The sequence below is a fragment of the Streptomyces sp. NPDC001393 genome (genome assembly GCF_053597455.1).
Genome location: NZ_JBSFIH010000018.1, coordinates 141,380 through 154,302 on the forward strand (window position 1 = coordinate 141,380; position 12,923 = coordinate 154,302).

Genomic DNA, 12,923 nt, shown 5'->3' on the forward strand with positions numbered 1-12,923 from the left:
CTGACCGTTTGGGCGATTTGCCCTTGTTCCTCCAGGTTGGTCGCCGTACTTCATGAGGGTGTCCGCCGACTGTCACAGGCGTGTCACAGGGAACGGGGAATGGTTTACACCACCTGTGGACCCGGTCCTGCCAGACCGGCCCGATGGGCGAACAGGGCTGCCTGGACCCGGTTTTCGAGACCCAGCCGGGTCAGGATGCGGTTGACCCGGCTCTTCACGGTCGCCTCGCTGAGCCCGAGGTCCGCCGCGATCCGTGCATTCGACAGCCCCCGCGCGACCAGCACCAGGACCTCGATCTCGCGCTCGGTGAGCACGGCGGCCTCCGGTGTCGACTCCGGTGAGGGGGCGAGGAGGGCGGGCGGCAGCGCCGTGACGGCGTCGATCAGGCGCCGGGTGACGCTCGGGGCGAGCACGGACTCGCCGTCGGCCGCGGCACGGATGGCCTCGGCGATCTGGTCGGGCCGGCTGTTCTTCAGCAGGAAGCCGACGGCCCCGGCGCGCAGCGCCGCGTGCACGTACTCGTCCAGGTCGAAGGTGGTCAGCACCAGCACCCGCGGCACCGGCCCCGGCCCGGGCCAGTCCCGAACGATCCGCCGGGTGGCCTCGACGCCGGTCGTGCCCGGCATCCGTACGTCCATCAGCACCACGTCCGGCCGCAGCGCCACGGCCCGGGTGACGGCCTGCTCGCCGTCGGCCGCCTCTCCGACGACCGAGAGACCCTCCCGGCGGTCGATGACGAGACGCAGAGCGGTCCGCACGATCTCCTGGTCGTCCACGACGAGCACGTGTACGGTCATCCGTCCTCCCGTGCCGTGGCGGGGCCCCGCGCGGACAGGGCGGCGCGCAGACACCAGCCGCCGTTCGGCCGTGGCCCCGCGCAGAGTTCGCCGTCGAAGGCCGCCACCCGTTCCCGCATGCCGACGAGCCCGCGCCCGGCTCCGGGCACCGGCCGGTGGTCCAAGGCCGGTGCGTCGTTCTCCACCTCGATCGTGAGCCGCGCCTCGTCCCCGCGTACGGCGACCCGCACGCCGACGGGACCGGCGTGCTTGACGACGTTGGTCAGCGCCTCCTGGACGACCCGGTAGGCCGAGACCTGCATCCCGGTCGGCAGCGCGTTGTCCGCGGGCACCTCGCAGACACAGGTGACGCGGCACCCCGCCGAGGTCGCGACACCGACGAGCAGGTCGATGTGGTCCAGGGACGGCTCGGGCGCGAGGTCGCGTTCGCCGAAGGACAGCAGGCCGAGTAACCGCCGCATCTCGGTGAGCGCCGTGTCCGCGGTCCGTGCGATGCGACCGACACCCTGCGCGGCCTCACCCGCATCGGGCGGACCGCAGGTCAGCACGTCCTGGGCGGCGCGTGCCTGGAGGGCGATGGCGCTGACGTGGTGGGCGACGACGTCATGCAGGTCCCGGGCGATCCGCGCCCGCTCGGTCAGCACCGCCTGTCGGGCGTTGAGCTCCTGTTCGGCCGTGAGCCGCCGGTTGAGCTCGCTCAGCCGTTCCGCGTCGGCGTCGATCCGGCGCCGCCCGTACCCCAGCAGCCAGGCCAGGGCGAAGAAGAACGCGAACGTCGTGACCGTGATCGGCGCCAGCGAGCCGGGACGGGGTGGCTGCCAGTTACCGGTCAATGCATCCGTGACGGCGGTGGTGGCCAGGCCGCACAGGGTGAGCGGCACGCTCGCCGACGCCGGTGCGTGCCGGGCCACGGCATAGACGCCGAGCATCAGCAGGAACGGCCCCGGGACCTTCCCCGGGATCGGGCCGAGCGCCTGGAACAGGACGTACAGGGCGGTCATCGCGACGAGAACGGTCCGCGGCCGCGTCCGGCGCCACAGCAGCGGCACGGTCTGCGCGCCCCACAGGGCCACCCCCCAGGCCGGCGGCCGGGGTGTTCTGTCCAGCACCGTGGCCATGTCGGCCAGGGTGAGGCCGCCGACCCAGAACGCGTCCGTCAGACGCGGTCGGTCGGCGAGCCATCGCAGTGCGGCTCGGGGCAGGGCGTTCACCTGGGCGCTCATCTCGGTCCGTCAGGCTAGACGACCCGCAGGGCGCGTCGGATCCGCCGCCGGGCGCGCATCGAAAGATGCGTCACTGTGCCGAGGATCGGCATCGGGGCCGAGGTGCGGCCGGGGCCGGCCGCCCTAGCGTCCCGAGCATGACGAACACAGCCGTACCGGCACCGCCCCACCCGACGGCGCACCCTCCCGCGCGTCCCGCACACGCCCACCGGCACACCTGGCCCCTGCTGGCGCTCGGCACCGGGGCGATGCTCCTCGCGGTCGGCGGCCGGTGGGACATCGAGGTCGCCGCCTGGATCTTCCCCGTCCTGCTCCTGCGCTTCAGCCGGACGAGCCGCGCCTGGTCCGGAGCGCTGTGGATCTGGCTGGCGCACCTCGGCGCCGCCGTCTTCTGGGTCCAGGAGTCGGCGATCGGCTTCAACGCCGTGGTGTTCGCCGGGGCCCTCGCCCTGGCCGCCTTGCAGACACTGCCCTTCCTGGTCGACAGACTGCTGGTGCGCCGGCTGCGCCCCGCACCGGCCGCCCTGGTCTTCCCGGCCGGGGTCGCCGGCGCCGAGTTCCTGATCACTCTGCTGTCCCCGTTCGGGACGGCGTACGGCTCCCTGGCCGTCACCCAGCACTCGGCACTCCCGCTCCTGCAGGTCGTCTCGGTAACCGGCCCCTGGGGCATCGGCTTCCTCATCGGTTGCGTCGCGAGCACGGCCGGCCGCATCTGGGACCGTCCCTCCTGGCGCGCCGGCCTCGCCTGCACCGCCGTCCTGCTGAGTGTCCTGCTCGCCGGCGGCGCCCGGCTGGCGTTCCTCCCGCCGCAGGGCACGACCGTACGGATCGCCGGCGTCAGCCCCTCCCGCACCGTGACGGAGCGGCTGCAGACAACGCTCGCCCGGTTCGCCGACGGCCGGGGCGGCGTCGCGGCGGCGCCCGCCGACGCGGTGCGGCCGGCCATGACCGCGGTCGAGAACGACCTGCTGGCCGCGACCCGCCGTGAGGCCGCCGCCGGCGCGAAGATCGTGATCTGGCCCGAGGAAGCCGTCAGGACCCAGGAGCGGCAGGAGCCCGCCGCCGTCGCCGCCGCCCGGGAACAGGCCCGCCGCTCGGGCATCTACCTGGAGATCGGAGTCCGCGTCTACAGCACCGCCGCGCCTGCCTACGGCCGGGACGAGGCGATGCTCATCGACCCCCGCGGCACCGTGCTGTGGACCTACCAGAAGGCCCACCCCATCCCCGGTTCGGAGCGCTTCACACCCGGCGACGGCCATGTCCCGGTCGTGCGCACCCCGTACGGCCGGCTGGCCAACGTCATCTGCTACGACGCCGACTTCCCGGCCCTGATGCGCACGCGGGCCGACATCATGCTCCTGCCCGCGCACGACTGGAAGCAGTACGGTGCCGCACACACCGACAAGGCGGCGTCGGCCGCCGTCGAGGGCGGCTACTCCCTGATCCGCCAGGACGCGGAGGGCGTCTCCGCCGCATACGACGACCAGGGCCACGTACTCGCCACCGCCGACTACTTCGCGACCGGCCGCCAGACCATGGTCGCCTTCGTGCCCGTGCGGGGCGTCACCACGGTCTACGACCGCATCGGCGACACCTTCGCCTGGCTCTGTCTGGCCGCCCTGGCGGCGCTCACCGTCACCGCCCTCGTCCGCCCCCGCCGCCCGGCCGACCGGTGACGACGGGTGCGGATGCAGGTCCGGGACTGCGCGTTCAGGGCGGACTGCGCGGTGGAGCCGGGCTTCGCCGCCGAGTCGTCGCTGCGTTCGATCATCGGCTCGGCACGGCCGCGCTCCTCGGCGCTGTGCCCGCAGCAGCATGGCGTCGAACGTGGCCCACCGGCGCCGCCAATGGGACGCATCGCGGCATCCGGGTCGGTCGTGTGGCGGCGTGTACGCGCATCCGGGGCGCTTGCCTCGCTTATCGTCGGCCAGACACCGACATCCGGAGTGATCATGGAAAAAACGGATGAACTGGTTGGCGTGGCCGAGGGTGTGACGGTCGTCCCCGCCGGTGCCCCGTCCGTGCGCCGCATCCGGCCGTGGCCACTCGGTGCCGCCCTGGTGATCACGCTCGGTGCCATCGCCGTGCTCGTCCTCGCCGAGCCCCGGTGGCTGAGCCGGCCCGCCGTCCAGGCCTGGCGCACCGTGTGCCTGGCCATCACCGTCCAGGCACTGCCCTTCCTGCTCCTCGGCACCGCCCTGTCGGGCGCGATCAACGCCTTCGTGCCGGCCGACCTGTTCACCAAGGTCCTGCCGAAGCGGCCCGCGCTCGCGGTGCCCGTCGCCGGTGCCGCGGGGGCGGTGCTGCCGGGGTGCGAGTGCGCCTCCGTACCGGTCGCCCACAGCCTGATCCGACGCGGCGTCACCCCGGCCGCAGCCTTCGCCTTCCTGCTCTCCGCGCCCGCCATCAACCCCGTCGTGCTGACCGCCACCGCCGTCGCCTTCCCGGGCAACCCCGCGATGGTCGCCGCCCGGCTGCTCGCCTCCCTCGCGACGGCGGCCGTGATGGGCTGGCTGTGGCTCTGGCTGGGCAAGGAGGAGTGGCTGCGGCCGGTCCTGCGGTACCGGGACACCGGCCACCGGCACGGCCGCAGCCGCTGGAACGAGTTCCGGCTCGGCTTCCAGCACGACTTCCTGCACGCGGGGGGCTTCCTCGTCCTCGGTGCCATGGCCGCCGCCACCTTCAACGTCGCGGTGCCGCGTTCCGTGCTCGACGCCTTCTCCGGCTCACCCTGGCTGTCGGTGCTCTTCCTGGCCGGACTCGCCGTGCTGCTGGCGGTGTGCTCGGAGGCCGACGCCTTCGTCGCCGCCTCGCTGAGCGGGTTCTCCCCGGTCGCCCGGCTCGCGTTCATGGTGGTCGGTCCGATGGTCGACCTGAAGCTGATCGCCCTTCAGGCGGGCACCTTCGGGCGGGCCTTCGCCTGGCGGTTCTCCACGGCCACCACCCTCGTGGCGGTCGCCGCGAGCGTCCTGATCGGAGGCGCGCTGCTGTGAGACGCCCGGTCCAGATCCTCCTCCTGACCCTGACCGGCATCGGGCTGCTGCACGCGGCCCTCTTCACCGACACCTATCTGCGCTACGTCAAGCCCGGTCTGCGGCCTGTGCTGATCGCCTCCGGCGTGGTCCTGCTGCTGCTCGGCCTCGCCGCGGCGGCCGCACGGGGCGGACCGGAGCACAGCGGCCACGACGATCACGAATCCGACCCCGGCCCTGACGACCAAGGCCACGGCCACTCCGGCGCCCCGCGCATCGCCTGGCTGCTGTTCCTCCCGGCGATCAGCCTGCTCTGCTACGCGCCGCCCGCCCTCGGCGCGTACACCGCGGCACGCTCGAACGCCAAGCCGGTCGCCGTGCAGAAAGGTTTCGCCCCGCTGCCCGCGACCTCACCGCTGCCCCTGACCCTGACCGACTTCACCAAGCGAGTCCAACAGGACCCCAGCCGGGCGATCAAGAACCGGCTAGTCCGGCTCACCGGCTTCGTCACCCCGGCCGAGGACGGCATCGGCTGGTACCTGACCCGCATCATCTTCACGTGCTGCGCGGCGGACTCACAGACCGTCAAGATCCACGTGTACGGCGCCGGGGCCCCGCCCGCCAACACCTGGCTCGCGGTGACCGGCACCTGGCACCCCCAGGGCACCCTCGGCAACAGGACCGCGTCGGCCGCCCTCGACGCCAAGGTCACCCGCCCCATCGCCCAGCCGGTGAACGCCTACACCGACGACCTGCCGCTCACGCCGTCCCAGGAAGGCTGAGCAGGGAGTTTCGGCGTCGTGGGCGCGGGAGGGCCCCACTGGCCGCGCGGGCCCGGTACGACAAGGCCCGGCCGTCGTACCGGCACTACCGGCAGTACCCCGGCGTCCGAGGGGTCGGCCGGGCGGAGCCCTTCACGGGCACGGCCGGTGTGCCGGTCAGGAGTACGCCCGTCACCAGCGAGGGGCGGATGCGCACGGCGTGGTCGACACCCTCCTGCGGCGCCCACGGGGCGAGCAGCGCCCGGACCCGGGCCAGGTCCGCGGGGTCCGTGACGAGCCGGGCGTAGCCCGTGACCACCACGCTCCAGCCGAGATGCGTGTCCGGGTCGATCACGTCGGCCTCGTAGGCGACCACCACACCCTGGTCGCCGGCCTGCTGCGGGTGCGCGGTCAGTTCCGCCCCCTCGTGGGTGCGGATCACGATGTCGCCGCCGTCGAGGACATGACTGACCGGGCGGACCGTGGGAAGGGCCTGCCGGGTGAAGACGATCCGCCCGAGGGACACGCTCTCCAGCAGCCGCAGCGCCTCCACCGGGTCGAGGTCGATGCGCCGGTGCGCCGGCGAGCTGTCACGGATCATGGCTGGCTTCTTCGCAGGTGTGGGACTCTCCCCGCCTTCCCAGGGCCTGGCCTTCGGCGTGCGCGGCCATGCGGGGACGGAGCGACGCAGTCGGTGCCGCTGCTGATCCCCACTGTCACCCGTCCCACGCCCTCCACACAGTGTCCTTCGGCCCACGGCGGCAGGGCCGGACGTCCCGGTTCCGCCGGTCGACAGGGGTGGGCGGGAAGTCGTCGTGAGCGTCTTCGGCTCTCACCCCGCCGACATCCCGGATTGAGGTGCACGATGGTGTGGTGACACTCGACGGCCGGGTCCGGGAGACCGCCCCGAGCCCGCTCGCCGCCCGCCCGGCGCGATCCTGCCCGGCGAGGGGTACGTGGAGTGGGTGCGGCTGAGCCGCCGGTGCGCGAGAGGAGGCGGTGACGATGAACCGGACACCTCCCACGACGGTCGGTCAGGTACGGCTGTGGCGCTGGCGACGCAACTCGCTCCGGCGGCACAGCGACGTCGTCGAGGCCTGGATCGTCCTCGTGACCTGGGTACTCGCCGTTCTCGGCGGAGCCGTGGCCGGTCTCATGGCGGCCCAGACCGCCGGCGCGGCGTTCTCCGCCCGGCAGGCCCAGGTGCACGCCGTGTCCGCCGTCCTCACCGACGACGCGGCGCGGACCCCGGCCTCCGGGACCGGCTACGACGACGGGCGGGTGTGGGCCACCGTGCGCTGGACGGACGTCCACGGCACCGTGCACACCGACCGCGCGAAGGTCTCCCCGGGTGCCCCCACCGGATCGCAGGTGACCGTGTGGACCAACCGCGCGGGCCATGTGGTGTCCGCGCCCGTCACCGGTGCCGCCGCCGATCTCCAGGCGGCCCTCACCGGCGTCCTCGTCGCGCCGTCGGCCGGCGCGGCGGTCTGGGGTGCGGGCTGGGTGGTGCGCAGCCGGCTGATCAAGCGGCGCATGGCCGAGTGGGACGAGGAGTGGAAGCAGATCGGCCCTCGGTGGGGGAACTTCAGCGGCGGCGGACGAGGCTGAGCAGCCGGCACCGGGCCGCCGACCCGCTCCGTCCGGGGGCACCGTCGGCGCCGAACCCCGGTGGACGGAGGGCGCCGCATCCGTACGTCACGCCGACGCCGCGCTGCGTGCCCAGGTCCTGGATGCGCGGTGCGGCCGGTGCGGGGAGCCGGGACGGGTGAGAGGGGACGGCAGGGCGGGAAGGGCCACCCGCTTCTCGCGGATCCGGATTGCGCGGTGCACGGCTGCCGGCCGCTTCTCCGCGTCTGTTCTCGGTCCTTCCCGCCGTTACCAGCACACCACGGAACCCGCCGTCCCACCAGGCCCTGCGGCCTCCGCGTCGTACTCCCGGGAGCGGGGCACGGTCGGCACGCCTTCCGCATGGCCGATCCGCCCGCGCACGCCGAGGACCCGGCACCCGATCTGGTGGTCTCCACGCTGCCGCCCGCCGGGCCCAAGCCGGGTGAGGTGTACGACCGGTCCGTGACCATCACAGAGGGCTCGACTTCCCGTCGCACGTCGACGGCTGTGCCTACTCGACCCTGATGGTGCGCATCCCGAAGGGCACCGTCGCCGTCCAAGTACCCCGGCGTTCGACACGAACCCCGCGAACGACACGGCCTACCTGAACGTCGCACGCGGCCCACGCCGAAGTCCGCACTCCTCCCGCGAGCCGCTCAGGCCACCCGGTCCGGCTGGACCGGCAGCACCGCCGGTGTCGCGGCCGCGGCCGACGCCTTCAGCGCCGGGATCAGGCCGGCGACGCGTTCGAGCTGCTCGCGCTGGGAGGTCAGGTCGAGCGCGCCCAGGCGGACGACGAGGTGCCGGGCCCCGGCCTCGACGAACCGGGTGAGCCGTGCGCGTACCTGCTCGGCGGAGCCGGCGACGACCGCCTGGATCCGTTCCAGCTCCGCCAGCGGCATGCCGTAGACGGCACGCGCGTACTCCTCCAGGTCCCGCCGGCCGCCGTCCTCGCCGTCCTCGTCGACCCGCACGGAGACGAAGAGCGCCGGCGTGACGTCCTGCGCCCGGCGTCCGGCGCCGACCGCCGCCGCACGCACGTTCAGCAGGCCGGAGGCGTAGTCGGCCGGGTCGGGCGGATACGGCAGCCAGCCGTCGTACAGCCGGCCGGTACGGGCCTGCGCCGCCGGGGTGCCGCCGCCGAGCCAGACCGGCGGACCGCCGGGCCGGTACGGCGCGGTCGCCGGCGGGATGCCGTCGAACCGGAGGATCTCGCCCCGGAAGGAGTCCGCGCCGCTCCACAGGGCCCGCCACAGCGCGACGGTCTCGTCCAGCCGGGCGAAGCGGCGCTCCCACGGCACCTCGGACAGGTCGTAGAGGGGCCGTCCGAAGCGGCCGGGAAAGCCCGCGCCGACGGCCACGGTGAGCCGGCCGCCGGACAGCAGGTCGAGGGAGGCAAGGGTCTGCGCGGTCTGCACCGGCCGACGCAGGAACGGCATCAGGGCCGCTGTGCCCAAGGTCACGCCCTCGGTCGCCGGGGCGAGCGCGGCCAGCATGGTCAGGGCCTCGATGCGCGGGCTGATCAGGGAGTCGTTGACGAAGAGGGAGGAGAAGCCCGAGCGCTCGGCCCGGCGGCCGAAGGCGACCAGTTCACGCGGGTCGTCGCCCGGACCCCACTGTGAGGTGCCGGTCGGGAGCAGTACGCCGATGTCCATGGCGACGATGCTCCGGTCCGGGCGGCGGCGCGACAATTCCCCCCAGGGAATGGCCGGGAGGCCGCGCCGGGCGCTAGAACGGGCGCGTGGACTTCCCCCGCGCCCTGCGCGCCTGCCGGACCAGCCGTCGCCTCAGCCAGCTCGACCTGGCCCTACGGGCGGGCACCACCCAGCGCCACCTCAGCTTCATCGAGTCCGGCCGATCCGTCCCGGGCCGCACCATGGTTGTACGCCTGGCCGAGTCGCTGGAACTGCCGCTGCGTGAACGCAACGAGCTGCTGCTGGCCGCCGGGTTCGCGCCCGCTTACCCCGAAAGCTCCCTCGACGCGCCCGAGCTGGCCCCGGTGCGCACGGCGATCGACCACATTCTGCGCGGGCATCTGCCGTATCCGGCGCTGGTCGTGGACCGGGGCGGTGATCTGGTCGCCGCGAACGAGGCGTTGGACGTGCTCACCGAGGGCGCCGCGGCGGAACTCGTCGGCCCCGGCAGGAACGCCTACCGGCTCGCACTGCATCCGCAGGGTCTGGCCCCGCGCATCGGCAATCTCGCCGAGTGGTCCCGGCACATCCTGGCCCGCCTCGGCCACCTGCCCGAGCTGCGGGACGAACTCCGCACGTACGTACCAGAGTTGGATCCCGCCGCCGATCACCTGGGCTTCGCGGTGCCGCTGCACCTGTCCTCCTCGTACGGCGAGCTGCGGCTCATGACGACCGTGACGACCTTCGCCACCGCCGTCGACGTGACCCTCGCCGAGCTGAAACTGGAGGCGTTCCTGCCGGCCGACCCGGCGACCCAGCAGGCCCTGGCAACGGCCGCGGCACACCGGGACATCCAGCGGACCCCCTGACCGGCGTCCGCTCAGTCCCGCGAGTTGCCGAAGAGGATGCGGTAACCGATGAGCAGGACCAGGGAGCCGGCGATCGCCGCGCCCCAGGTGTAGAGGTCGAAGAAGTGCTTCTCCACCGAGCGGTGGAGGAAGCGGGCGGAGAGCCAGCCGCCGACGAAGGCGCCCGCGACGCCGATGAGAGTGGTGCCGATCAGGCCGCCCGGGTCGCGGCCGGGCAGCAGGATCTTGGCGATGCCTCCGGCGAACAGGCCGAGGATGATCCAGCCGATGATGCCCATGGTGTTGTTCCTCCCGTCGGGTCGGGATCCGCGCCGAGCGCGCCGGAGACCGACACTTGGTGTGCCTGTTTGCGCAAAGCCTAGGGGCAGGTCGGCGGGCCGGGACAAGGGGTGCCGGCCTGTGCGGGTCCTCTGGTGATGACCCGTCGAGGTTCTGCTACATGATTAAGACATTGCGCAATCGAGGAACTCGGCGGGCCTCAGGAACGTCGATCATGATGGACGCGGGAAGTACGAGCGGCTGCGGAGGGCGTGGATGAGTGTCTCCCTGACCAAGGGCGGCAATGTGTCGCTGAGCAAGCAGGCCCCCGGTCTGACTGCTGTGACGGTCGGGCTGGGCTGGCAGGCGAACACCGGGTACGAACCGGACGCCGGCGCGCTGCTGTGTGCCGCGTCGGGCAAGGTGCCGTCCGACGAGCACTTCGTGTTCTTCAACAACCTGAGCAGCCCCGACGGTTCGGTCCGCCACCTCGGCGGCGGCAGCCCGGTCGACGGCGACGACCAGCGGATCGAGGTCGACCTGACCCGGGTCCCGGACGAGGTCGAGAAGGTCGTCTTCACCGTGTCGCTGTACGAGGGCGCGAGTCGCGGCCAGGCCTTCGGGCAGGTCCACCGCGCGCACATCCGCGTCCTGGACCGGGAGGGCGGCACCGAACTGGCCCGCTACGACCTCGCGTCCGGCGGCCTGTCGACCGAGACGGCGCTCGTCTTCGGCGAGCTCTACCGGCACGGCGCGGAGTGGAAGTTCCGCGCGGTCGGTCAGGGTTACGCCTCGGGACTCGCCGGTATCGCCACCGACTACGGCGTGGCGGTACTGAAAGAGGCGTCCCCGAGCCCGGCTCCGGACCCGGTCGCCGCACCGCAGCCGAATGCCGGCACCCCTGTGCCGCCCGCCCCGCTCAAGCCGCCGGTCGCCGCCCCGCCGGCCCCGGCGTTCACCCCATCTCAACCCACCACCGGGAGTTCCAGCGTGACCTGCTTCTTCGACCCCAACCACGGCCCGGGCGTGACGACCGTGACCTGGTCACCCCAGTGGGGCGTGCCCCGGCCCGTCCAGACCTGCGGCGCCTGCGCCCAGCGCGTCCAGACCACGGTCCCCCCGTTCTACACCCCGCCCCAGCAGGGCTATCCCCAGCCCGTGCCGCAGGGCTATCCCCAGCAGGGCTATCCGCAACAGGGGTACCCGCAGCAGGCGTACGGCGAGTCATACGCGGACCACGACCATCACCAGCAGGGCGGCGGCCGGCGCTTCGGCGCGGGCGCGCTCATCGGCGCCGGTGCGGCCGGCCTCATCGGCGGCGCGCTGCTCAACGAGGCGTTCGACGACGACGAACCGGAGGTCGTGGTCAACAACTTCTACGAGGACTGAGTCCGCCGGAAAGGACGGACTTCTCCTGCCGTCCCGCGAGCATGCGCCCGGTCCCGGGGAGCACGGCCGGTTGCCCCGGCCGTGCCCGACCGCCGGAACCGGATGCCTACACTGGGTGGGCGCACGTGCGTCGGCTGTGGCGAGGGCGGGGACGGGAGAGGGCTGTGACGGAGAGCACCGCCGGCTTCGAGGACCCGCCCGCCGAGGTGCTCGCCGAGGCCGCCGCGGCGTTCGGCCTGCTCGCCTCCTCGGCCCGGCTGCATCTGATGTGGGCGCTGTCGCAGGGGGAGAGCGATGTCACGCATCTCGCCGGCCGGGTGGGCGGAGCACTCCCGGCGGTCAGCCAGCACCTGGCGAAGCTCAAGCTCGCCGGACTCGTCCGCGCGCGCCGAGAGGGCCGACGGCAGGTCTATTACATCGACGACCCCGACGTCGTGACCTTGGTCCTGGTGATGGTCGGTCAGCTGACGGCGCGCTCGGCGCGCCCGTCGGGCCCTGCTCACGGGCTGCGCCGGATCGGTGGCTGAGGGCGCCAGGCGACCCCGTCGGGCCGGTGCCGGCGTCGTGTGTACGGCGCTCTCCTGCAAGGTCTGTATGCCGCTCTTATCTGAGGCGCGTAGACTCCCGCTCCCGTACCGTCCCGGTCCGCACGCAGCCATGAGATGCCTCACCTGTGAATCATGTGTGTATCTGTGCTGCTCGGGCCATAGGTTTTGTTAGATTGCGCAACCACGCAAGCACATGGCGAGCGGCACGTTCCGCCCGCCCGGACTTCGCCGCGTGGGCTGAGCCGTACATCCCACGGCCCAGCCTGACAGGCCCGACCGTTCATGGGAGTGGGAGATGAGCGACCCGTGGGACGGGCCCACCGGGCAGGCCACGCGCAGCCGTAGCGCGCGGGTGCCCGGACAGCGAGCGGTCGAGCCCGACGGTGCGCCTCGGCCGGGCGGCCGGGCCGCGGCCCGGGCGGCCTCCCGCGGGCAAGGCGGCAGGCGGGGGCGCCGGGCCCGTACGGTGGGCCGTGGCAGGAAGGTGCTGAAGGGCCTCGGGATCGGCCTGTCGGTGATCATCGTGGTGACGGCCGGTGCGGGCTGGTGGTTCTACGAGCACCTGAACGGCAACATCAACAGCGTCGCGCTCGACGGCAAGGGCGGCAGCGAGAAGGCCGACGCCTTCGGCCGCACTCCGATCAACATCCTGGTCATCGGCTCGGACGGCCGCACCAGCAAGGCCGACTGCGATCTCGGCGGCGGCTGCTCGAAGACCGGCGTGCAGACCGGCAGCAATGCGGACGTGGAGATGGTGCTGCACATATCCGCGGACCGCTCCAACGCGACGGTGATGAGCATCCCCCGCGACACCATGACCCAGGTGCCCGCCTGCACGGACAGCGCCACCCACCAGTCCAC

General features: G+C 73.0%; 13 protein-coding genes. 8 read left to right on the forward strand and 5 right to left on the reverse strand.

The window, feature by feature from the left end; all coding sequences use genetic code 11:
- Nucleotides 1–104 precede the first annotated feature (104 nt).
- Together ACWC2T_RS21210 and ACWC2T_RS21215 are read right to left on the reverse strand one after the other, a co-directional pair.
- Nucleotides 105–797, reverse strand: coding sequence for a response regulator (locus ACWC2T_RS21210; RefSeq protein ID WP_450671884.1), 693 nt, complete (start codon nt 795–797; stop codon nt 105–107).
- Entirely contained in the window at nt 794–2,020 is a 1,227-nt protein-coding gene (locus tag ACWC2T_RS21215; RefSeq protein WP_450671885.1) for a sensor histidine kinase, read from the reverse strand. The genes ACWC2T_RS21210 and ACWC2T_RS21215 overlap by 4 nt, the downstream gene beginning before the upstream one ends.
- Nucleotides 2,021–2,157: 137 nt before the next feature.
- Here ACWC2T_RS21215 and ACWC2T_RS21220 point away from each other — a divergent pair, with 137 nt between their 5' ends.
- The 3 genes from ACWC2T_RS21220 (at nt 2,158) to ACWC2T_RS21230 (ending at nt 5,774) form a co-directional block, all read left to right on the forward strand.
- Nucleotides 2,158–3,696, forward strand: a complete 1,539-nt coding sequence (locus tag ACWC2T_RS21220) for a nitrilase-related carbon-nitrogen hydrolase (protein ID WP_450671886.1) — start codon at nt 2,158–2,160, stop codon at nt 3,694–3,696.
- 276 nt (nt 3,697–3,972) lie between these two features.
- The gene (locus ACWC2T_RS21225; RefSeq protein ID WP_450671887.1) at nt 3,973–5,013 is read left to right on the forward strand and encodes a permease; all 1,041 of its coding nucleotides are present in this window, start codon (nt 3,973–3,975) and stop codon (nt 5,011–5,013) included.
- On the forward strand, nt 5,010–5,774 hold the full coding sequence (locus ACWC2T_RS21230; protein WP_450671888.1) for a TIGR03943 family putative permease subunit: 765 nt from the start codon (nt 5,010–5,012) through the stop codon (nt 5,772–5,774). The genes ACWC2T_RS21225 and ACWC2T_RS21230 overlap by 4 nt, the downstream gene beginning before the upstream one ends.
- 85 nt (nt 5,775–5,859) lie before the next feature.
- Here ACWC2T_RS21230 and ACWC2T_RS21235 read toward each other — a convergent pair whose 3' ends face one another.
- Complete coding sequence (locus ACWC2T_RS21235; protein ID WP_450671889.1) at nt 5,860–6,354, reverse strand: pyridoxamine 5'-phosphate oxidase family protein; 495 nt, start codon at nt 6,352–6,354, stop codon at nt 5,860–5,862.
- Nucleotides 6,355–6,758: 404 nt separating this feature from the next.
- Here ACWC2T_RS21235 and ACWC2T_RS21240 point away from each other — a divergent pair, with 404 nt between their 5' ends.
- On the forward strand, nt 6,759–7,364 hold the full coding sequence (locus ACWC2T_RS21240) for an Rv1733c family protein (protein ID WP_450671890.1): 606 nt from the start codon (nt 6,759–6,761) through the stop codon (nt 7,362–7,364).
- Between the two features lie 656 nt (nt 7,365–8,020).
- Here the strand turns inward: ACWC2T_RS21240 and ACWC2T_RS21245 are convergent.
- Complete coding sequence (locus ACWC2T_RS21245) at nt 8,021–9,019, reverse strand: LLM class flavin-dependent oxidoreductase (protein WP_450671891.1); 999 nt, start codon at nt 9,017–9,019, stop codon at nt 8,021–8,023.
- 86 nt (nt 9,020–9,105) lie between these two features.
- Between ACWC2T_RS21245 and ACWC2T_RS21250 the strand changes: the two genes are divergently transcribed.
- Complete coding sequence (locus ACWC2T_RS21250; RefSeq protein ID WP_450671892.1) at nt 9,106–9,867, forward strand: helix-turn-helix domain-containing protein; 762 nt, start codon at nt 9,106–9,108, stop codon at nt 9,865–9,867.
- An 11-nt stretch (nt 9,868–9,878) separates the two neighbouring features.
- Here ACWC2T_RS21250 and ACWC2T_RS21255 read toward each other — a convergent pair whose 3' ends face one another.
- The gene (locus ACWC2T_RS21255) at nt 9,879–10,145 is read right to left on the reverse strand and encodes a GlsB/YeaQ/YmgE family stress response membrane protein (RefSeq protein ID WP_450671893.1); all 267 of its coding nucleotides are present in this window, start codon (nt 10,143–10,145) and stop codon (nt 9,879–9,881) included.
- Nucleotides 10,146–10,401: 256 nt separating this feature from the next.
- Between ACWC2T_RS21255 and ACWC2T_RS21260 the strand changes: the two genes are divergently transcribed.
- From ACWC2T_RS21260 to ACWC2T_RS21270, 3 genes are all read left to right on the forward strand, one after another.
- On the forward strand, nt 10,402–11,514 hold the full coding sequence (locus ACWC2T_RS21260; RefSeq protein WP_450671894.1) for a TerD family protein: 1,113 nt from the start codon (nt 10,402–10,404) through the stop codon (nt 11,512–11,514).
- A gap of 164 nt (nt 11,515–11,678) precedes the next feature.
- On the forward strand, nt 11,679–12,041 hold the full coding sequence (locus tag ACWC2T_RS21265) for an ArsR/SmtB family transcription factor (RefSeq protein ID WP_450671895.1): 363 nt from the start codon (nt 11,679–11,681) through the stop codon (nt 12,039–12,041).
- A 316-nt stretch (nt 12,042–12,357) separates the two neighbouring features.
- A partial coding sequence (locus tag ACWC2T_RS21270; protein ID WP_450671896.1) for an LCP family glycopolymer transferase occupies nt 12,358–12,923 on the forward strand: 566 nt, incomplete at its 3' end.